Source organism: Streptomyces deserti (assembly GCF_054782695.1).
This window is the reverse complement of sequence record NZ_BAAGRZ010000009.1, coordinates 179737-200229: the sequence shown is the minus strand read 5'-3', so window position 1 is coordinate 200229 and position 20493 is coordinate 179737. Positions and strand designations below refer to the sequence as shown.

General features: G+C 70.4%; 17 protein-coding genes and 1 pseudogene. 12 read left to right on the top strand and 6 right to left on the bottom strand.

The annotated features are described in order from the left end of the window. Positions 1 to 17 precede the first annotated feature (17 nt). Positions 18 to 1634 carry a methionine--tRNA ligase gene (gene metG, locus ACYVMZ_RS18440; protein WP_461080866.1) on the top strand — a complete coding sequence of 539 codons (1617 nt, stop codon included), beginning with the start codon at positions 18 to 20 and terminating at the stop codon, positions 1632 to 1634. A 167-nt stretch (positions 1635 to 1801) separates the two neighbouring features. Here metG and ACYVMZ_RS18435 read toward each other — a convergent pair. Then, positions 1802 to 2089: pseudogene (locus ACYVMZ_RS18435) on the bottom strand (pectate lyase family protein); the annotation flags it as partial. Between the two features lie 195 nt (positions 2090 to 2284). On the opposite strand from ACYVMZ_RS18435, the gene ACYVMZ_RS18430 reads away from it, so the two are divergent. The 4 genes from ACYVMZ_RS18430 (at position 2285) to ACYVMZ_RS18415 (ending at position 6036) form a co-directional block, all read left to right on the top strand. Then, the gene (locus ACYVMZ_RS18430; RefSeq protein ID WP_461080864.1) at positions 2285 to 2650 is read left to right on the top strand and encodes a PH domain-containing protein; all 366 of its coding nucleotides are present in this window, start codon (positions 2285 to 2287) and stop codon (positions 2648 to 2650) included. A gap of 107 nt (positions 2651 to 2757) precedes the next feature. Next, entirely contained in the window at positions 2758 to 3762 is a 1005-nt protein-coding gene (locus ACYVMZ_RS18425; RefSeq protein WP_461080862.1) for a FecCD family ABC transporter permease, read from the top strand. Continuing rightward, positions 3759 to 4871: a FecCD family ABC transporter permease gene (locus ACYVMZ_RS18420; protein ID WP_461080860.1), complete on the top strand. Its 1113-nt coding sequence runs from the start codon at positions 3759 to 3761 to the stop codon at positions 4869 to 4871. Before ACYVMZ_RS18425 ends, ACYVMZ_RS18420 begins: the two co-directional genes overlap by 4 nt. Before the next feature lie 121 nt (positions 4872 to 4992). After that, on the top strand, positions 4993 to 6036 hold the full coding sequence (locus ACYVMZ_RS18415) for an ABC transporter substrate-binding protein (protein ID WP_461080858.1): 1044 nt from the start codon (positions 4993 to 4995) through the stop codon (positions 6034 to 6036). 69 nt (positions 6037 to 6105) lie between these two features. On the opposite strand, the gene aspS is transcribed toward ACYVMZ_RS18415, so the two are convergent. Then, positions 6106 to 7869 (bottom strand): aspartate--tRNA ligase, encoded by a 1764-nt coding sequence (gene aspS / locus ACYVMZ_RS18410; RefSeq protein WP_461080856.1) that lies wholly within the window; start codon positions 7867 to 7869, stop codon positions 6106 to 6108. Between the two features lie 171 nt (positions 7870 to 8040). Between aspS and ACYVMZ_RS18405 the strand changes: the two genes are divergently transcribed. Continuing rightward, positions 8041 to 10167, top strand: coding sequence for a SpoIIE family protein phosphatase (locus ACYVMZ_RS18405; protein ID WP_461080854.1), 2127 nt, complete (start codon positions 8041 to 8043; stop codon positions 10165 to 10167). Positions 10168 to 10302: 135 nt separating this feature from the next. On the opposite strand, the gene ACYVMZ_RS18400 is transcribed toward ACYVMZ_RS18405, so the two are convergent. Together ACYVMZ_RS18400 and ACYVMZ_RS18395 are read right to left on the bottom strand one after the other, a co-directional pair. Then, positions 10303 to 11280: a pirin family protein gene (locus ACYVMZ_RS18400; RefSeq protein ID WP_461080852.1), complete on the bottom strand. Its 978-nt coding sequence runs from the start codon at positions 11278 to 11280 to the stop codon at positions 10303 to 10305. Positions 11281 to 11450: 170 nt separating this feature from the next. Beyond that, positions 11451 to 11915, bottom strand: a complete 465-nt coding sequence (locus ACYVMZ_RS18395) for an SseB family protein (protein WP_461080850.1) — start codon at positions 11913 to 11915, stop codon at positions 11451 to 11453. A gap of 121 nt (positions 11916 to 12036) precedes the next feature. Here ACYVMZ_RS18395 and ACYVMZ_RS18390 point away from each other — a divergent pair, with 121 nt between their 5' ends. The 4 genes from ACYVMZ_RS18390 to ACYVMZ_RS18375 all read left to right on the top strand — a co-directional run bounded on the left by ACYVMZ_RS18390 (position 12037) and on the right by ACYVMZ_RS18375 (position 16566). After that, positions 12037 to 12867: an intradiol ring-cleavage dioxygenase gene (locus ACYVMZ_RS18390; protein WP_461080848.1), complete on the top strand. Its 831-nt coding sequence runs from the start codon at positions 12037 to 12039 to the stop codon at positions 12865 to 12867. Between the two features lie 158 nt (positions 12868 to 13025). Continuing rightward, entirely contained in the window at positions 13026 to 14852 is a 1827-nt protein-coding gene (locus tag ACYVMZ_RS18385) for an acyl-CoA dehydrogenase (protein WP_461080846.1), read from the top strand. A gap of 77 nt (positions 14853 to 14929) precedes the next feature. Continuing rightward, positions 14930 to 16228 carry a M18 family aminopeptidase gene (locus ACYVMZ_RS18380; RefSeq protein WP_461080844.1) on the top strand — a complete coding sequence of 433 codons (1299 nt, stop codon included), beginning with the start codon at positions 14930 to 14932 and terminating at the stop codon, positions 16226 to 16228. Between the two features lie 86 nt (positions 16229 to 16314). Beyond that, positions 16315 to 16566: a DUF6458 family protein gene (locus tag ACYVMZ_RS18375; RefSeq protein WP_461080842.1), complete on the top strand. Its 252-nt coding sequence runs from the start codon at positions 16315 to 16317 to the stop codon at positions 16564 to 16566. 12 nt (positions 16567 to 16578) lie between these two features. On the opposite strand, the gene ACYVMZ_RS18370 is transcribed toward ACYVMZ_RS18375, so the two are convergent. Further along, entirely contained in the window at positions 16579 to 18396 is a 1818-nt protein-coding gene (locus tag ACYVMZ_RS18370) for an NHL domain-containing thioredoxin family protein (protein WP_461080840.1), read from the bottom strand. Positions 18397 to 18425: 29 nt separating this feature from the next. Beyond that, positions 18426 to 18818, bottom strand: a complete 393-nt coding sequence (locus ACYVMZ_RS18365) for a cupin domain-containing protein (protein WP_461080838.1) — start codon at positions 18816 to 18818, stop codon at positions 18426 to 18428. A gap of 53 nt (positions 18819 to 18871) precedes the next feature. On the opposite strand from ACYVMZ_RS18365, the gene ACYVMZ_RS18360 reads away from it, so the two are divergent. Both ACYVMZ_RS18360 and ACYVMZ_RS18355 read left to right on the top strand, forming a co-directional pair. Next, positions 18872 to 19876 (top strand): GlxA family transcriptional regulator, encoded by a 1005-nt coding sequence (locus ACYVMZ_RS18360; RefSeq protein WP_461080836.1) that lies wholly within the window; start codon positions 18872 to 18874, stop codon positions 19874 to 19876. Then, on the top strand, positions 19873 to 20364 hold the full coding sequence (locus ACYVMZ_RS18355; protein ID WP_461080834.1) for an LURP-one-related/scramblase family protein: 492 nt from the start codon (positions 19873 to 19875) through the stop codon (positions 20362 to 20364). The genes ACYVMZ_RS18360 and ACYVMZ_RS18355 overlap by 4 nt, the downstream gene beginning before the upstream one ends. The last annotated feature ends 129 nt before the right edge of the window (positions 20365 to 20493 follow it).

Genomic DNA, 20493 nt, shown 5'->3' with positions numbered 1-20493 from the left:
CCAGTAGGATTTCGACCATGGCGGCCACTGGATCCGAGAAGCAGGGTGGAAAGGCGTTCTACGTCTCCACCCCCATTTATTACGTCAACGACGCTCCTCACCTGGGCCACGCCTACACGACCGTCGCAGGCGACGTGCTCACGCGCTGGCACCGTCAGCGTGGCGAGAAGGTGTGGTACCTCACCGGCACGGACGAGCACGGTCAGAAGATCATGCGCACCGCCGACGCCAACGGGGTGTCCCCGCAGGAGTGGTGCGACAAGCTCGTGGAGGAGGCCTGGAAGCCCCTCTGGGAGCACCTGAACATCGCGAACGACGACTTCATCCGCACGACGCAGAAGCGGCACACGGACCGTGTGCAGGAGTTCGTCCAGGATCTCTACGACAAGGGAGAGATCTACAAGGGCGGCTACGAGGGCCCTTACTGCGTGGGCTGCGAGGAGTACAAGCTCCCCGGCGAGCTGCTCGACGGCGAGGGCGAGTACGCGGGCCAGAAGCTGTGCCCGGTGCACAAGAAGCCGGTGGAGATCCTCAAGGAGGAGAACTACTTCTTCAAGCTGAGCGAGTACACCGACAAGCTGCTCGCCCACTACGAGGCCAACCCGGGCTTCATCCAGCCCGAGTCCGCGCGCAACGAGGTCGTGAACTTCGTACGCCAGGGCCTGCAGGACCTCTCCATCTCCCGCTCCACGTTCGACTGGGGCATCCCGGTCCCGTGGGACGACAAGCACGTCATCTACGTCTGGATCGACGCCCTGCTGAACTACGCCACGGCGGTCGGCTACAACGAGAGCCCGGAGAAGTTCGAGTCGACGTTCCCGGCGAACGTCCACCTCGTCGGCAAGGACATCCTCCGCTTCCACGCGATCATCTGGCCGGCGATGCTGATGGCGCAGGGCCTCCCGCTGCCCGGCAAGATCGCCGCGAACGGCTGGCTGATGGTCGGCGGCGAGAAGATGAGCAAGTCCAACCTGACGGGCATCAAGCCGCAGGACCTGACCTCGCACTTCGGCGTGGACGCGTACCGCTGGTACTTCCTGCGCGCGATCGCCTTCGGCCAGGACGGCTCCTTCTCCTGGGAGGACTTCTCCGCCCGCTACACCAGCGAGCTGGCGAACGACTACGGCAACCTGGCCTCCCGGGTCGCGGCCATGGTCGGCAAGTACTTCGGCGGTGAGCTGCCCGCGTCCGCGGCCGACGGCGAGGCCGAGAAGGCGATCCACGACGGCCTGGCCAAGGCGGTCGCGGAGGCCGACCGGAAGATCGGCGAGGAGCTGGACTTCCAGGGCGGCATCCTGGCGGTCTTCGACTTCGTCAAGCAGGTCAACGGCTACATCACCGAGCAGGAGCCCTGGAAGGTCGCGAAGGACACGAGCGACGAGGGCAAGGCCCGCCTGGCGACGATCCTCTACACGGCGGCCGAGTCGCTCCGCGCGGTCGCGGTCCTCCTCAACCCGGTCATGCCGGAGACCTCCCAGAAGCTCTGGGACTCCCTTGGCGCGGAAGCCTCCCTCGGCGCCCTCGCGGACCAGCGGGTCCAGGAGGCCGGCGGCTGGGGCAAGCTGCCCGCCGGCTCGACGGTCACCAAGGGCGCGGTGCTCTTCCCGCGCCTGGAGGAGAAGCCGAGCGCGTAGCGCACGGACACATCGACGAACGAGGGCCCGGGACTCACAGTCCCGGGCCCTCGCGCATACCGGCCGGGCGGCCTAGGAGAGGACCCCGGCCCCGGTCGTCGTCGCCAGCTCCGCCGGCAGGTTCTTCGCAGACGTCTGGAGCCCGGCGGTCAGGGCCGGCGTCCAGTGATGATGCGCGGTGTGGTGTCGGAGGCGGAGCCCAGCGCCTTCACCAGCTGCGCGCGGGTGCTGACGGTGAAGGTGTGCGCGGAGTCGGCCTTGGCGCCGCCGGTCGTGCCCGGTCCGGAGGCCGCCCAGCCGTCCTTGGCGGGCAGCGTCTGGTGATACAGGTCGGCACCGCCGGCGTTCGCGTTCATCACAAACGACACGGCACCGACCCCGGCCGCCACGACGGCGGCGGAGACGACGAGGGCACGACGCTTGCGAAGGGAGCGGCGGTGGGAGGCAGAGGCCACGGATGAGTCCTTACGTGGTTCGCTGAAGCACGCGGTTCGTGTGAAGCCCCGGTGAAGAGGGCTTCCGGATCATCAGTGGCCGCGGTGTCCGGAAAGGTTGCCGGTCATGGAACCCGGATCGTGTGAGGGGCGTCTCCCAAGGTCGCGCGTCCATCGCGCGTCCGCGCGCCAGACGACAACTCAGGGAGACCTTCCATGGCACTGTTCGGCAACGCCCACACCGTCGACCCGGACAAGGCCCAGCGGGACTACGCGCGTCTGCTCGGCCACGGGGAGCAGGTACACGCCGCGTACCTGCTGATCCGCGACACCATCCTGTTCACCGACCGGCGTCTGATCCTGATCGACAAGCAGGGCCTGACCGGCAAGAAGGTGGAGTACCACTCCGTCCCGTACCGCAGCATCACGCACTTCTCGGTGGAGACCGCCGGCCACTTCGACCTCGACGCCGAGCTGAAGATCTGGCTCTCCGGCTCCCAGACGCCCATCGAGAAGACGTTCACCAAGGGCGTCGACATCTACGAGGTCCAGGCCATCCTGACGCAGTTCGTCGCCCGCTAGGCCCTGTCCCGACGGGCCGCCGCCGGTCCGGCCTGTGCCGTCACCGCGTACGCTTAGGCAAGCCTTGGCTGAATCGCGCCATGGCTTGTTTCGTGCGGGGAAGGTGCATGTCAGCAGTCACACGCCGGCGGATCGGCTGGACGGCCGCCGCCCTTGTCCTGTTGCTGCTGGCCGTGCTGCTCAGCCTCGCGGTCGGCAGCCGTGCGATCGCGCCGACCGAGGTCCTCGACGCCCTGCTGCACGGCGGTGCGAGCGAGAACGCGCAGGTCGTGCGGTCGCTGCGGGTGCCGCGAACGGTCATCGGGGTGCTGGTGGGCGCCGCCCTCGCCGTTGCCGGAACGATTCTCCAGGGCATCACCCGCAACCCCATCGCCGAACCCGGCATCCTCGGCATCAGCCAGGGCGCCTCGGTGGGTGTCGTGTGCGCCCTCACCTTCTTCGGAGTGCACACGCTCAGCGGGTACGTCTGGTACGCGTTCGCGGGCGCGGGGCTGGCGGCGGTCGCCATCTACGCCGTCGCCGGCAGCGGGCGCGGCGGCGCCTCGCCCGTCAAGCTGGCCCTCGCGGGTGCGGCCATGAACGCCTTCCTCGCCTCGGTCGTCTCCGGCGTCCTGACCACGAACGCCCGGGCCCTGGACGAGTTCCGGTTCTGGGACGTCGGGTCGATCAGCGGACGGGACGTCTCGATCGCCGGGCAGATCCTGCCGTTCCTGGCTGTCGGGCTGGTGCTGGCGTTCGCCCTCGCCCGGGGGCTCGACGCGCTGGCCCTCGGTGACGACACCGCCCGCGGGCTCGGCCGCAACGTGCCGCTGCTGCGGGCGACCGGCGCGGTGAGCGCGACCCTGCTGACCGGTGCCGCGGTCGCCGCCGCGGGCCCCATCGCCTTCATCGGGCTCGCCGTCCCGCACATCGCCCGCGCCCTGGTCGGCCCCGCGCACCGCTGGCTGCTGCCGCTGGCCGCCCTGCTCGGGCCGGTGATGGTGCTGCTGGCGGACGTCCTCGGCCGGATCGTCGTACGCCCCTCGGAGGTGCCGGTGGCCGTCATGACCGCACTGGCCGGTGTGCCGGTCCTGGTCGCGCTGGTGCGAAGGAAGGCGGTGCCCGCCGCATGACCCGGCTCGCTCAGACCACCGGACCCGGCACCGGCCCGGTCCCGTCCCGGACCACGCCTCGCCGAGGGCTGCGTCCCGCCGGGTACGGCGTGCTGCGCGCCGGCCGGTGCAGCCTGCTGGTGCACCGGCGGGCCACCGCCGTGGCCGTCGTACTCGCCAGCCTGCTCGCCCTCGCCGTCGTCGCCTCGCTGTGCGTGGGCGAGTCGTACGTCCCGCCGGGCGAGGTCGTCCGCGTACTGCTCGGGCTGCCCAGCCCCGACGAACTGGTGGTGGGCACCCTGCGGCTGCCGCGCCTGGTGACCGGTCTGCTGGTGGGCGCCGCCTTCGGCGTCGCGGGCGGGCTGATCCAGACCGTGGCCCGCAACCCGCTCGCCAGCCCCGACGTCATCGGCGTGACGCACGGCGCGGGCGCGGCCACGGTCGCCGCGATGACCTTCGGCGTCACCTCGTACGCGGTTCTGCCGTACGTGTCCGTGGCCGGCGGGCTCGCCGCCGCTCTGCTCGTCTACCTGCTCGCCTGGCGGGGTGGCCTGCACGCCTCCCGTTTCGTGCTGGTCGGCATCGGCATCTCCGTGGCGCTGGCCTCGCTGACCCGGCTGTTCGTGACCAAGGGCGACTACCTCGTCGCCCAGCAGGCCAAGGTGTGGCTCACCGGCTCCCTCAACGGCCGCGGCTACGACCAGGCCGCGCCGCTCGCCACGATCCTGCTGCTGCTCGCGTTCTTCCTGGTGTGGGCGGCCCGCGCCCAGCGCGGCGCGGACTTCGGCGACGACACGGCCGTCGCCCTCGGGGTCCGGCTCGGCCGGACGCGGCTCGGGCTCAGCGCGCTCGGGGTCGTGCTCGCGTCCGCGGCCACCGGCGCGGCGGGCCCGGTGGACTTCGTGGCGCTGCTCGCCCCGCAGATCGCCCGCCGGCTCACCCGCGCCCCGCACATTCCGCTGGTGTGCTCGGCGCTGACGGGCGCGTTCATCGTCGTGGCCGCCGACCTGCTGGCGCGTCGACTGCTGTCCCCGCTGGAGCTGCCGGTCGGCGTGTTCACCGCCGTCGTGGGTGCGCCGTATCTGATGTGGCTGATCGTCCGGGGACGGGCGGTCGCTGTGAAGCCCTGAGCGGGGCCGCCGCCGTATCGGATCCGGAGTGACCGGAACCACATCGTCCGGATACGTCCGGAACGGAGGATTCACATAAAGTAAGGCTTGCCTAAGTTCATCGAGGTGACAGGAGTCTTCCATGTCCGTCCGCCGCGGCACCACCGCCGTCGCTCTCGCTCTCGCCGCCGCGCTCTCCCTGACGGCGTGCGGCGGTTCCTCCGGTGGCGAGGACCCGTCCGGCAAGGCATCCGCCGGGTCCGGGGGGAAGAAGGAGGTCGCCCAGGGCGGCGAGGAGTTCGCGGACGCGGCGAAGAAGACCGCCGCCATGGGCACCGACGCGAAGCCCGGCGAGTGGCCGCGCACCATCGAGCACGCCATGGGCGAGACGGAGATCAAGGCCCAGCCCAAGCGGGTCGTCGTCCTGGACGTCGGCGAGCTCGACAACGTCGTGTCCCTCGGCATCAAGCCGGTCGGCCTCGCCCCCACCGAGGGCTCCCCCGAACTGCCCTCGTACCTGAAGAAGGAGGCGGGCAGCCCCAAGAACGTCGGCACCATCAATAACCTCAACCTCGAGGCCATCGCCGCGCTCAAGCCCGACCTGATCCTCGGCAGCCAGCTGCGCGCCGCCGACAAGTACGACGAGCTGTCGCAGATCGCTCCGACCGTCTTCTCCCTGCGCCCCGGCTTCACCTGGAAGGAGAACTACCTCCTCAACGCCGCCGCGCTGGACAAGACCGCCGAAGCCAAGGCGAAACTCGCCGCGTACGACGAGAAGATCGACGCCCTGGACAAGAAGCTCGGCGCGGACAAGCCGACCGTCTCGATGGTCCGCTTCCTGCCGGACGGCGTGATCCGCCTCTACGCCAACGCCTCGTTCATCGGCACGATCCTCAAGGACGCCGGCATCCCGCGCCCGAAGAACCAGGACATCGACGACCTCGCCACCGAGGTCAGCGCCGAGAACATCGACCAGGCCGACGCCGACTACATCTTCACCGGCGTCTACGGCGACCCCGAGGCCACCGACAAGGCCAAGGCGCAGGGCAACCCGCTGTGGAAGAACCTGAAGGCGGTCAAGTCCGGCCACGCGCACGACGTCCCGGACGAGACCTGGTACCTCGGCCTCGGCGTGATGGCGGCCGAGGAGGTCGTCGCCGACCTGGACCGCCACCTCACCGAGTAACCGAAGCGGCCCCGCGTACGACAGTGGCCCGGAACCGGCGTCGGTTCCGGGCCACTGTCGCTTTCAGCCCTACTTCGGCTGCGGCTTGCGCACCGACAGGTGCAGCTCCTTCAGCCGCGCCTCGTCCAGCTCCGTCGGCGCGCCCATCATCAGGTCCTGGGCGTTGCCGTTGAGCGGGAAGGCGATGGTCTCGCGGATGTTGGGCTCGTCGGCGAGCAGCATCACGATGCGGTCGACGCCGGGGGCGATGCCGCCGTGCGGCGGGGCGCCGAAGCGGAAGGCCCGCAGCATGCCGGCGAACTCGCGCTCGGTGGTCTCCCGGTCGTACCCGGCGATCTCGAAGGCCTTGAGCATGATGTCCGGCTCGTGGTTCCGGATCGCGCCGGAGGACAGCTCGACGCCGTTGCAGACGATGTCGTACTGCCAGGCCAGGATGTCCAGCGGGTCCTGGGTCTCCAGGGCCTCCATGCCGCCCTGCGGCATCGAGAACGGGTTGTGCGAGAAGTCGATCTTCCCGGTTTCCTCGTCCTTCTCGTACATCGGGAAGTCGACGATCCAGCAGAACCGGAAGACGTTCTCCTCGAAGTGCCCGGCGCGCTTGGCGGCCTCGACCCGCACCGCCCCCATGATCTTGGAGACCTCGTCGAACTCGCCCGCGCCGAAGAACACGGCGTGACCGGGGGCCAGGGACAGGCGCTTGGTCAGCTCGGCGACGTTCTCCTCGGTGAGGAACTTCGCGATCGGGCCGGACAGGGACCCGTCCTCGGCCACGCGCACCCACGCCAGGCCCTTGGCGCCCTGGGAGACGGCGTAGTCGCCGAGCTGGTCGAAGAACTTCCGGGGCTGCGACGACACGTCCGGCACCGGCAGCGCGCGCACGTGCTTGCCCGCGAACGCCTTGAACTCCGAGCCCTCGAAGACGTCGGTGAGGTCGACGAGCTCCAGCTTGGCGCGCAGGTCCGGCTTGTCGGAGCCGTACTTCAGGATCGCCTCGCGGAACGGGATCCGCGGGAACGGCGAGGTGACGTGCCGGCCGCCGCCGAACTCCTCGAAGATCTCCGTCATCAGCTTCTCGATCGGCTGGAAGACGTCCTCCTGCTCGACGAAGCTCATCTCGACGTCGAGCTGGTAGAACTCGCCCGGCGAGCGGTCGGCGCGGGCGTCCTCGTCGCGGAAGCAGGGCGCGATCTGGAAGTAGCGGTCGAAGCCGGAGATCATCAGCAGCTGCTTGAACTGCTGCGGGGCCTGGGGGAGGGCGTAGAACTTGCCCGGGTGCAGGCGGGAGGGGACCACGAAGTCGCGGGCGCCCTCGGGGGAGGTCGCCGTCAGGATCGGGGTGGCCAGCTCGTTGAAGCCCATCGCCGCCATCTTCTGGCGGATCGTCGAGATGACCTGCGTGCGCAGCATGATGTTGCGGTGCATGCGCTCGCGGCGCAGGTCCAGGAAGCGGTACTCCAGGCGCCGCTCCTCGTTGACCCCGTCCTCGGTGTTGATCGTGAAGGGCAGCGGGGCGGCCTCGCCGAGCACCTCGACCTCGGAGACCTCGATCTCGATCTCACCGGTGGGCAGCTCGGGGTTGATGTTCTCCGCGCCACGGGAGACGACCTTGCCGTCGACCCGTACGACGGTCTCCTTGGAGAGCTTGTCCAGCGCCTCGTACGCCGCGGTGCCCGGACGGGCGACGAGCTGCGTGATGCCGTAGTGGTCGCGCAGATCGATGAAGAGGATGCCGCCCAGGTCGCGCCGATTGTGCAGCCAGCCACTCAGCCGGACGTCGGTGCCGACGTCAGAGGCGCGGAGCTCGCCGCAGGTATGGGACCTGTACCGATGCATCGTCGTTCATCCAGTCTTCGCGGATCGGGGGCTCGTTTCCCGTGCAGTTGTTTCACGTGAAACTCCCCCCAGCGTACCGGGCACCTCAAGATCGACTCCCACCTATAAGTGGGCGGGCGCACATACGGCTTTCGGTGGCAGTGTTCGATCACCTCTTCGTAAAGTGGGGCAATGCGCACTGGTGAGCCCTTGCCCGCCGTGGGGGAGGTCCTCGCCGCCCTCGCGACCGGTCTGTGGCAGTGGGACACCGCCACCGGGCTGGTCACGGTCGACGCCGAGGCCGCACGGCTGCTCGGGCTGCCCGCCGAGCAGGTCAGCCTGACCGAGGCCCAGGTGCGGTCCCGCCTGCACCCGGTCGACTGGAACGAGATCACCGGGGTGATCCAGCTCGCCGCCGCCGAGGGCACCCTCGCCGAGGTCCGGGTCCGGATCATGGACGAGCGGGGCCGGGTGATCCGCGTGGTGCGCAGCCGCTCGAAACCGTCCTTCGACCGTGTCCGGAAGGCGTACGAGCTCATCGGCACCCTTCAGGAGGTCACCGAACCGGCGCCCGGCACCCCCGCCGGGCGCAGCGCCGTCACGGGCGACTGGCGGCGCTCGCGGGAGGCGTTCCTGCTGGACGCGGGCCGGGCGCTGGCCGAGGCGCGCTCCACGCAGGAGGTGCTGCGGGTCGCGGCCAACCTGTCGATGCCGGGGTTCTCCCCGGACGGGCTCGCGGTGTTCGGCGTGGAGGGCGACCGGCTGACGATCATCGGCCACCACGGGCACGAGGACGGCGCCGAGAGCCCGTTCTCGCACATGGCGCTGGACACCGACTACCCCGCCGCCGAGGTCGTCCGCACCGGCCGGGCGGTCTATCTCTCCTCCCCCGAGCAGTACAGGGCCCGCTATCCGCTGACCTGGCCGCTCGCCGAGCGCTTCGGCCGCCGCTCCTGGGCGTTCCTGCCGCTGATCGTGGCCGGCCGGACGATGGGCGCGTGGATGGCGGCCTTCGCGTACCCGGTGGCGTTCACGCCGGACGAGCGGTCGGTGCTGACGACGGTGGCGCGGATGCTGGCGCAGGCCCTGTCCCGGGCGGGCGTCGCCGAGAGCGAGCGGGAGCTGACCGACGGGCTGCAGCGCACGATGCTTCCGCAGCTCGGCCGGCAGCGCATACCCGGCATGAGCCTCGCCGCCCGCTACGTCCCCACCGGCGGCGGCCTGCAGGTCGGCGGCGACTGGTACGACGTGATCCCGCTGCCCAGCGGCCGGTTCGCACTGGTCATCGGCGACGTCCAGGGCCATGACGTGCGGGCGGCCGGGCTGATGGGCCAGCTGCGCATCGCCCTGCGCGCGTACGCCTCCGAGGGTCACCGGCCCGACGCCGTGCTCTCCCGCGCCTCCCGCTTCCTGCACGGCGTCAACGACGCCGACCCGGCCGAGCTGCGCTTCGCGACCTGCCTGTACGTGGAGGTCGACCCGGTGGGCGGCGTCCTGGAGGTGGCCCGCGCCGGGCACCCCGACCCGGCGATCCGCATGGCGGACGGGACGGTGCTCTCACGTCCCACGGCGGGCGGCCTGCCGCTGGGCATCGACCCGGACGCCGACTACCCCACCACCCGGCTCGTCCTGGAACCCGGCGAGACCATGCTGATCTGCACGGACGGCCTCATCGAGACCGGCGGGCACGATCTGGAGACCGGCTGGCAGCGCGTCCGGAGCATCCTCGAAAGCCACCGGGGCGACCTGGAGGAGCTCGCCGACGCCCTGGTGCAGGCGGTGCACGGCCCGTCCTCGCACCACACCACCGGCCCGCTGGCCGACCGGCGCGAGGACGACATCGCCATGCTGCTGCTGTGCCGGGAGGGCGAGGGCTGCGGCTGCGGCGACACGCTCGCCGTACGGCCGCCCGTGCGCCGCACCATGCTCACGGTCGCGCAGGCCGAGCCCGAGCGGATCGCGGTGGCCCGTCAGCAGCTGCGCGAACTGCTGCACGACTGGGCCTCGAAGGACCAGGTGGACTCGGCGGTGCTGCTGCTGTCCGAGACACTCACCAACGTCCTCGTCCACACCGACACCGACGCGCTGCTCGTCGCGGAGGTCACCGGCGAGACGGGCGAACGACGGATGCGGATCGAGGTCACCGACGCCAGCGACGACCTGCCGCACAAGCGCAGACCCGGGGAACTGGCCTCCTCCGGCCGCGGCCTGATGCTGATCGAACTCCTGGCGCACGCCTGGGGCGTTGACCCACGCGGCGAGGGCAAGAGCACATGGTTCGAGCTCTACGAGTCGGTCGACGGGTCGGGGGCCCTGTAAGCACACCGGCACACCAGGAGGCGAGACGCCGGACGGGGTCGGGAAGCAGGTGCACGCTTCCACCCGACCACGCGACGGGCGGACCGTCCCGTCAGGACGGCCCGCCCGAGTGACGCCACGTCAGTTGTGGGCCCGTCAGGCCTGGGGCCCCGCCTCGGACATCCCGTGCACTGCCGGGATCGTCCCCAGCCGTCCCTTCTGGAAGTCCTCGAAGGCCTGCATGAGTTCTTCCTTGGTGTTCATGACGAACGGGCCGTAGTGGGCCATCGGCTCGCGGATCGGCTGTCCGCCGAGCAGGACGACCTCCAGGTCCGGCGACCGGGACTCCTGCCGCTCGTCCGCGCGGACGGTCAGCGCGGAGCCGGCGCCGAAGACGGCGGTCTGCCCCATGTGCACCGGCCGGCGTTCCGTACCGACGGAGCCGCGCCCGGCGAGCACGTACGCCAGGCCGTTGAAGTCCTCACGCCACGGCAGGGTGATCTCCGCGCCCGGCGCCAGCGTCGCGTGGATCATCGTGATCGGCGTGTGCGTGATGCCGGGGCCCTCGTGGCCGTCCAGCTCACCGGCGATGACCCGCAGCAGCGCACCGCCGTCGGGGGAGGTGAGCAGCTGGACGGAACCGCTGCGGATGTCCTGGTAGCGCGGGGCCATCATCTTGTCCCGGGCCGGGAGGTTCACCCACAGCTGCAGGCCGTGGAAGAGCCCGCCGGACATGACCAGGTGCTCCGGCGGCGCCTCGATGTGGAGCAGGCCCGCGCCCGCGGTCATCCACTGGGTGTCGCCGTTGGTGATGGTGCCGCCACCGCCGTTGGAGTCCTGGTGGTCGAAGATCCCGTCGATGATGTACGTGACGGTCTCGAAGCCGCGGTGGGGGTGCCAGGGGGTGCCCTTGGGCTCGCCCGGCGCGTACTCCACCTCGCCCATCTGGTCCATCATGATGAACGGGTCGAGGTGGCGGTGGTTGATCCCCGCGAACGCCCGGCGCACCGGGAAGCCCTCGCCCTCGAACCCGCTCGGCGCGGTCGTGACGGCGAGCACGGGACGTGCCACGGCGTCGGCGGGAGCGGTCACGCGGGGCAGCGTCAGCGGGTTCTCGACGGTCACTGCGGGCATGTCGGTACCTCCTCGGTGTAACGCCCAGTTTAGTTGAGCGTTGAACTTTCTGCCAGCCTCAACAGAGAAAGCCCGGAGGGCATTCCCTCCGGGCTCCGCCTGGGCGTCGGCACTGATCAGCCGACTAGGCGCCGTCACCCATCCATACGCCGTCAGCCATCCATGCACCGTCAGCCATACATGCGCCGCATCGCGAATTCCACCATCTGCTCCACGGCCTTCGCGTCGAACACGATCCGGTGCTCGCCCTCCATGTCGAGGACGAAGCCGTAGCCGGTCGGCAGCAGGTCGATCACCTCGGCCCCGGTGATCACGAAGTACTTCGACTCCTTGCCCGCGTACCGGCGCAGCTCCTTCAGCGAGGTGAACATCGGGATCACCGGCTGCTGGGTGTTGTGCAGGGCGAGGAAGCCGGGGTTGTCACCGCGCGGGCAGTAGACCTTCGAGGTCGCGAAGACCTGCTGGAAGTCCTCCGCGGACATCTGCCCCGTCGTGAAGGCCCGGACCGCGTCCGCGAGCGAGGGCGGGGACGGCTCGGGGTACAGCGGCGGCTGCTGCCCGTACCCGCCGGACATCGGCTGCTGCGGAGGGGCGTACTGCTGCTGCGGGCCCGCGGTCTGGTCGTAGCCGTACATGCGCGCAAGCGTACCGAGGGCGGCCGGGCGGGCGGGCCGGTACGGCAGGCCCGGGAAACCGACAGCGACTCGACAGCTGCCGCTCTGGATTGCCACAGCTGCCGCTCATAGCGTCGATGCCATGAACGGACGACACGACGAGAGCCCGCACGAGCACGACAGAGGCCTCTCCCACGACCTTCCCGTCCTCGCCCGCCGCCGGATGATCCGGCTGATGGCGGGAGCGAGCCTGGTCCCCCTGGTGGGGTGCACCTCCCAGGACGACACGGCCACGTCCACCTCCCCCGCCACGTCCTCCTCCGCCGCCTCCCCGTCCGCCCAGTGCGCTCAGATCCCGGACGAGACCGCCGGCCCCTTCCCCGGCGACGGCTCGAACGGCGTGAACGTCCTGAAGGAGAGCGGTGTCGTCCGCGGCGACATCACGAAGAGCTTCGGGGACTCCGCGGGCGGCACCGCCGAGGGCGTGCCCCTGACCCTCACGCTCACGGTGGTGGACGCGGCCTCCGGCTGCGGCACACCGAAGAAGGGCGCCGCCGTCTACATCTGGCACTGCGACCGGGAGGGCAGGTACTCCCTGTACTCCGAGGGCGTCACGGACGAGAACTACCTGCGGGGCGTCCAGGAGACCGACGACCAGGGCCAGGTCACCTTCAAGAGCATCTTCCCGGCCTGCTACCAGGGCCGCTGGCCCCACATCCACTTCGAGGTGTACGGCAGCCTGGCCGACGCCACCGCCGCCACGTCCCTCACGAACACCTCCCAGCTCGCGCTGCCGAAGGACGTCTGCGACACGGTCTACGCCACGGACGGCTACCGCCAGAGCGTGACGAACCTCGGTCAGCTGTCCCTGGAGTCGGACAACATCTTCAGCGACGGATACGACCAGCAGCTGGCGACGGTGACGGGCAGTGTCACGGAGGGTTACACCGCGACACTGACAGTTCCGGTGTGACGTGCCGGCGTGACGTTCCGGTGTGACCTGTCACAGATGAACGGGATCGGGGTTGCTTCTTATTACCGACGGGTAGCATCATCGGAGCTACTTGTTGGTACGTGAACTAGGTGCGAGGAGTCAGTGCCTCGCCGATCTCTCTCTACGGAGCCGTCGCCATGGGGCACTACAAGTCGAATCTCCGCGACATCGAGTTCAACCTCTTCGAAGTACTCGGGCGGGACAAGCTGTACGGCACCGGCCCGTTCGAGGAGATGGACGTCGAGACCGCGAAAAGCATCCTCGAGGAGCTGACGCGGCTCGCGGAGAACGAGCTGGCCGAGTCCTTCGCGGACGCCGACCGCAACCCTCCGGTCTTCGACCCCGAGACGAACACCGCCCCGATCCCCGAGTCCTTCAAGAAGAGCTACCAGGCCTTCATGGACTCCGAGTACTGGCGCCTCGGCCTGCCCGAGGAGATCGGCGGCACCACCGCTCCCCGTTCCCTGATCTGGGCCTACGCCGAACTCATCCTCGGAGCCAACCCGGCCGTGTGGATGTACTCCTCCGGCCCGGCCTTCGCCGGCATCCTCTTCGAGGAGGGCAACGAGGTCCAGAAGCACATCGCGAAGATCGCCGTCGAGAAGCAGTGGGGCTCCACGATGGTGCTCACCGAGCCGGACGCCGGCTCGGACGTGGGCGCCGGCCGCACGAAGGCGGTCCAGCAGGAGGACGGCTCCTGGCACATCGAGGGCGTGAAGCGGTTCATCACGTCCGGTGAGCACGACATGTCGGAGAACATCCTCCACTACGTGCTCGCCCGTCCCGAGGGCGCCGGCCCCGGCACCAAGGGCCTGTCCCTCTTCCTCGTACCGAAGTACCTCTTCGACTTCGAGACCGGCGAGCTGGGTGAGCGCAACGGCGTCTACGCCACGAACGTCGAGCACAAGATGGGCCTGAAGGTCTCCAACACCTGCGAGATGACGTTCGGCGACAAGCACCCCGCCAAGGGCTGGCTGATCGGTGACAAGCACGACGGCATCCGCCAGATGTTCCGCATCATCGAGTTCGCCCGCATGATGGTCGGCACGAAGGCGATCTCCACGCTGTCGACGGGCTACCTCAACGCGCTGGAGTACGCCAAGGAGCGCGTCCAGGGCCCGGACCTGGCGAACTTCATGGACAAGACCGCGCCCAAGGTCACCATCACCCACCACCCGGACGTGCGCCGCTCGCTGATGACGCAGAAGGCGTACGCGGAGGGCATGCGCGCCCTGGTGATGTACACCGCCTCCGTCCAGGACGCCATCCAGGTCAAGGAGGCGAACGGCGAGGACGCCTCCACCGAGCACGCGCTCAACGACCTGCTCCTGCCGATCGTCAAGGGCTACGGCTCCGAGAAGGCCTACGAGCAGCTGGCCCAGTCGCTGCAGACCTTCGGCGGCTCCGGCTTCCTCCAGGAGTACCCGGTCGAGCAGTACATCCGGGACTCCAAGATCGACACCCTGTACGAGGGCACCACGGCGATCCAGGGCCAGGACTTCTTCTTCCGGAAGATCGTCCGCAACCAGGGCGCCGCGCTGAACTCCCTCGCCGAGGACATCAAGAAGTTCCTGGCGCTGGGCACGGGCGGCGAGGAGCTGGCGTCCGCCCGCGAGCACCTGGCCAAGGCCGCCGTCGAGCTGGAGGCCATCGTCGGCCTGATGCTCACCGACCTCGCGGCCACCGAGCAGGACGTCAAGAACATCTACAAGGTGGGCCTGAACACCACCCACCTGCTGATGGCCTCCGGTGACGTGATCGTCGGCTACCTGCTCCTCAAGGGCGCCGCGGTCGCCGCCGAGAAGCTTCAGACGGCCTCCGCCAAGGACAAGGCCTTCTACACCGGCAAGATCGCGGCGGCGAAGTTCTTCGCGGCCAACGTCCTGCCGGGCGTCACCCTGGCCCGCAAGGTGGCCGAGGGCGCCGACCTGGACCTGATGGAGCTGGACGAGGCCGCGTTCTAGTTCCACCTATGTCCTCTGACGAGGGCCCACTCCCCATCGGACGGGAGCGGGCCCTCGTCCGTCGTTAAGGTGAACCCATGACCACAGGCATCCGCTTCGACCGCGGCCACACCGACGACCTCATGACCTTCCTGGCGGCGAGCCCGACGCCGTACCACGCCGTGGCGAACGCCGCCGAACGGCTGGAGAAGGCCGGCTTCCGCCAGGTCGCGGAGACGGACGCCTGGGACGGGACGACCGGCGGCAAGTACGTGCTGCGCGGCGGCGCGATCATCGCCTGGTACGTCCCCGAGGGCGCCGCGCCCCACACGCCGTTCCGGATCGTCGGCGCCCACACCGACTCCCCCAACCTGCGGGTCAAGCCGCGGCCCGACAACGGGGCGCACGGCTGGCGCCAGGTGGCCGTGGAGATCTACGGCGGCCCGCTGCTCAACTCCTGGCTGGACCGCGACCTCGGGCTCGCGGGCCGCCTGACCCTGCGCGACGGCTCCACGCGCCTGGTCGACGTCGACCGCCCGCTCCTGCGGGTCCCGCAACTCGCCATCCACCTGGACCGCTCGGTCACCTCGGAGGGCCTCAAGCTCGACAAGCAGCGGCACATGCAGCCGGTCTGGGGTCTGGGCGACGACGTGCGCGACGGCGATCTGATCGCCTTCCTGGAGGAGACGGCCGGCATCCCGGCGGGCGAGGTCACCGGCTGGGACCTGATGGTCCACTCCGTGGAACCGCCGGCCTACCTGGGCCGCGACAGCGAACTGGTGGCCGGGCCGCGCATGGACAACCTGCTGTCCGTGCACTCCGGTACGGCCGCGCTCGCGGCGGTGTCCCAGAGCGGCGGCGCTCTGCCGTACATCCCCGTCCTCGCCGCCTTCGACCACGAGGAGAACGGCTCCCAGTCGGACACGGGCGCGGACGGCCCGCTGCTCGGCACCGTGCTGGAGCGGTCGGTGTTCGCGCGCGGAGGATCGTACGAGGACCGGGCCCGGGCCTTCGCGGGCACGGTCTGCCTGTCCTCCGACACCGGCCACGCGGTCCACCCCAACTACGCGGAACGGCACGACCCCACGCACCACCCGCGCGTCAACGGCGGCCCCATCCTCAAGGTCAACGTCAACAACCGCTACGCGACGGACGGTTCGGGCCGCGCGGCCTTCGCCGCCGCCTGCGAGAAGGCGGACGTCCCCTTCCAGTCCTTCGTCTCCAACAACTCCATGCCCTGCGGCACCACGATCGGCCCGATCACCGCCGCCCGGCACGGCATCATGACCGTCGACATCGGCGTGGCGATCCTGTCGATGCACAGCGCACGCGAACTGTGCGGCGCCGACGACCCGTTCCTGCTGGCACGCGCCCTGGTGGCGTTCCTGGAAGGGTAGAACCGGCCGCCCCCGCATGGGCTTTGGCCATGGGGGTACCCGGAGTGCGGACCGGAACGACCGGACCGTACAGGGAGGCGACACACATGGGCCTCGGCGGATGCATCATCCTCATCGCCGTGGGAGCCATCCTCACGTTCGCGACCGACTGGGACATGCAAGGGGTCAACCTCGACCTCGTCGGCATCATCCTGATGATCGTCGGACTGATCGGCGTCACGACGTTCAGCAGCATCGCCCGGCGGCGGCGCGTGGTGATGCCGCCCACGACTCCGGTCGTCGACGATCACGCGCACCACCACCGCAGGGACGGCTACAGCGACGGATACGGCGTGTGACACACCCCCGGCTCACGCGTCCAGGCCGGCCAGGATCAGGGGCAGGCGGTCCGTCCCTTCCTCGGTGAGGCGGACGGGCACGCCCCAGTCCTGCTGGTGGACGTGACAGGCGGGGTACTCGTTGGCCGGGTCGTCGTCGCAGGACGCGGCCATGGCCGAAACATGCAGGACACCTTCTTCGACAGCGGGGTTGAGTTCGAGGGCGCGGGACAGGTCGGTTCCCGCGCCCTCGCCGTTGAGCAGCAGGTCGGGTGGGGTGGACGAGACAAGGAGGCGGGTCGAGGGGCCGTAGCGAGTGTCGAGCTTCTGGCCGGGCGGGGCCTGGAAGACGACGTCCAACCGGAGCCGTCCGGGGGCGACTTCCGTGGCGGCGCGCCGGGTGCGGTGGGCGACGGCGGCGACCTTGACCGTCTCCTCCGGCAGGCGCAGGCGGGTCAGCCGGTGCCGGGCCGACTCGACGACCACGATGTCGTCGCCGGCCAGGACGGCGTCGCTGGGTTCGCGCAGGTCGGTGGCCAGGGTGGTCACCTCGCCGGTCGCCGGGTCGTAGCGGCGCAGGGCGTGGTTGTAGGTGTCGCAGACGGCGACGGAACCGTCGGGCAGGGCCGTGACGCCCAAGGGGTGCTGGAAGAGGGCCTGTTCGGCGGCGCCGTCGCGGTGGCCGAAGTCGAACAGGCCGGTGCCGACGGCCGTGTGGACCGAGCCGTCGGGGTCGACCCAACGCAGCGCGGAGGTCTCGGAGTCGGCGAGCCAGAGCCGCTCGGGGGTGGCGGCGAGCCCGGACGGCTGGGCGAACCACGCCTCGGCGCCCGGACCGTCGACGAGCCCCTCATTGGTGGTCCCCGCGGTGACGCAGACACTCCCGTCGGCCGGGTCGTACGCCCACAGCTGGTGGACGCCGGCCATGGCGATCCACACCCTGCCCTGCCACCAGGCGACGTCCCAGGGGGAGGAGAGGTCCACCTCGCGTCCCGGACCGGAGGTGGGGCCGCCCTGCATCCACTGCCGGCCCGTGCCGGCGAGGGTGGTGACCTCGCCGGTGGTGAGGTCCAGCCGCCGCAGGGCGTGGTTCACGGTGTCGGCGACGACGACCGAGCCGTCGTCGCCGAGGGCGAGCCCCTGCGGCTCGTTGAACGTGGCGGCGTCGGACGGCCCGTCGGCGAACCCGCGCGCCCCGGACCCGATCCGCCGCACCACCGTCTCCCCGTCCGCCGCCAGCTCCACCAGCTGGTGCCGGGTCGTATCGCTGACCAAGAAGTTCCCGGACGGCAACAGGACGGCCTTCCCCGGGAAGCGCAGCGCCGTCGGCTCCGGCTCCGGCGGCACGTACGGCCCGTCGCCGCGCCGCAGCGTGCCCTTCGCCTCGTGCTCGGCCTCCAGCTCCCTCACCAGGCGCTCGATGGCGTGCACATGCCCCTCACCGGCGTGCTGGGCGACGACGTACCCCTCGGGGTCGATCACGACGAGCGTCGGCCACGCGCGCACGGCGTACTGCTTCCAGGTCGCGAGCTCGGGATCGTCGAGCACCGGATGCTCCACCCCGTACCGCTCCACGGCGTCGACCACCGCCTGGTGCTCCGCCTCGTGCACGAACTTCGGCGAGTGCACCCCGATGACGACCACCGTCTCCCGGTGCTTGTCCTCCAGCTCGCGCAGCTCGTCCAGGACGTGCAGGCAGTTGATGCAGCAGAAGGTCCAGAAGTCCAGGACGACGATGCGTCCCCGCAGGTCGGCGAGGGTGTACTGCTTCCCGCCCGTGTTGAGCCAGCCGCCCTTGCCGGTCAGCTCGGGGGCGCGGACGCGGGCGCGTCGGGGTGCGGAGTGGTTCATGCGTCCAGGGTGTCATCCGGCACTGACAGTCACCCCAGCGCGTGCCCCGTCGTCGCGTCCACGTGGTCCGGCACGTCGTCGTGGCGGTCGCCGACGGTGAGGGTGCCGCTGGGCTCGAAGAGGAGGAGCGCGGTGGGGACGGGGGCGTACGGCTTGTGCTCGGTGCCGCGCGGGACCGTGAAGACCGAGCCCTTCGGCAGGACGACCGTGCGCTCGCCGTCCGGCTCGCGCAGGGCGATGTGCAGTTCGCCCTCCAGCACGAGGAAGAACTCGTCGGTGTGGTCGTGCGCGTGCCAGAGGTGCTCGCCCTCGACCTTGGCGATCCGGACGTCGTAGTCGTTGACGGCGGTGACGATGCGAGGGCTCCACCGGTCGGTGAAGGACGCGAGGGCGGCGGTCAGGGAGATGGGTTCGCTGGTCATGTCCGTCATCCTCGGCGGTTCCCCGACGGCGGCACGAGTGCTAGAAATCGCACATGCCGCAAGGATCCTCTCAGCCACGGCCCGCGCACCGGGTGGCCGTCATCGTCGACGAGGGCACGAACCCCTTCGAGGTGGGTGTCGCGACCGAACTGTTCGGGCTGCCGCGCCCCGAACTGGGGCTCCCGGCACCGCTGTACGAGGTGACGCTGTGCACGCCGACGCCCCAGGTGCGGATGAACCACGGGTTCTTCACCCTGACCGGCGTGCCCGGCCTGGAGGCCGTCGACGAAGCCGACACCCTCGTGGTGCCCGGCCGGCCGGACAACGTCGTACCGCGCGGTGCCGCCGTCCTGGACGCGATTCGGCGCACGCACGCGCGTGGCGCCCGCGTCGTGAGCTTCTGCACCGGCAGCTTCGCGCTCGCCGAGGCGGGGCTGCTGGACGGCCGCCGGGCCACCACCCACTGGATGTGGGCGGACGCCTTCCGCGACCTGCACCCCAAGGTCCTGCTGGAGCCCGACGTCCTGTTCGTCGACGAGGGCGACATCCTCACCGCCGCCGGCAGCTCGGCCGCGCTCGACCTGGGCCTGCACCTCTGGCGCCGCGACCACGGCGCCGAGCTGGCCAACGCCGTCTCCCGAAGGCTCGTCTTCGCCGCGCACCGGGACGGCGGACAGCGGCAGTTCGTGGAGCGTCCGGTGCCCGACGTACCCGACGAGTCGCTCGCGCCCCTGCTGGCCTGGGCGCAGGAGCGGCTGGGCGAGCCGCTGACGGTGGCGGACCTGGCGGCGCGCGCGGCGGTCTCCCCGGCCACGCTCCACCGCCGTTTCCGCGCCCAGCTCGGCACGACGCCGCTGGCCTGGCTGACGGCCGAGCGCGTGGCGCTGGCCTGCCGCCTCATCGAACGCGGCGAGGAACGCCTGGACGTCGTCGCCGCCCGCTGCGGCCTCGGCACGGCGGCCAACCTCCGGGCCCGGCTGCGCCGCGAGACCGGACTCAGCCCGTCGGCCTACCGCCGGCGTTTCGGACCGGCGCCCGGGGAAGCGCTGATGACATGAGATTCCTCGTGTACGACCGGCTCCTCGGCTTCGGCGACGACTACTGGATCCAGGACGACCGCGGCAACAAGGTCTTCCTCGTCGACGGCAAGGCACTGCGCCTGCGGGACACCTGGGAGCTGAAGGACGTCCAGGGCCGCGTCCTGATCGACATCCACCAGAAGATGCTCGCCCTGCGGGACACGATGGTCATCCAGCGCGGCGGCGAGCCCCTGGCGACGATCCGGCGCAAACGCCTGTCACTGCTGCGCAACCACTACCGCGTCACCCTGGCCGACGGCACCGAACTGGACGTCAGCGGCAAGATCCTCGACCGCGAGTTCGCCATCGAGTACGACGGCGAACTCCTCGCCGTGGTCTCCCGCCGCTGGCTGACCCTCCGGGACACCTACGGCATCGACGTCGTCCGCGACGACGCGGACCCGGCGCTGCTGGTCGCGCTGGCGGTGTGCGTGGTCCATCTGGCGGAGAAGGAGCGGGAGGACTGAGGAGCAGGGAGGACTGAGGAGCAGGGAGGACCGAGGACCAGGGAGGACCGAGGACCAGGGACGGTCCGGGGCGAGCTGCCCCAGACCGTCGGCCTGAGCGGGCCTGAGCGGGCCTGAGCGGCCTGACCG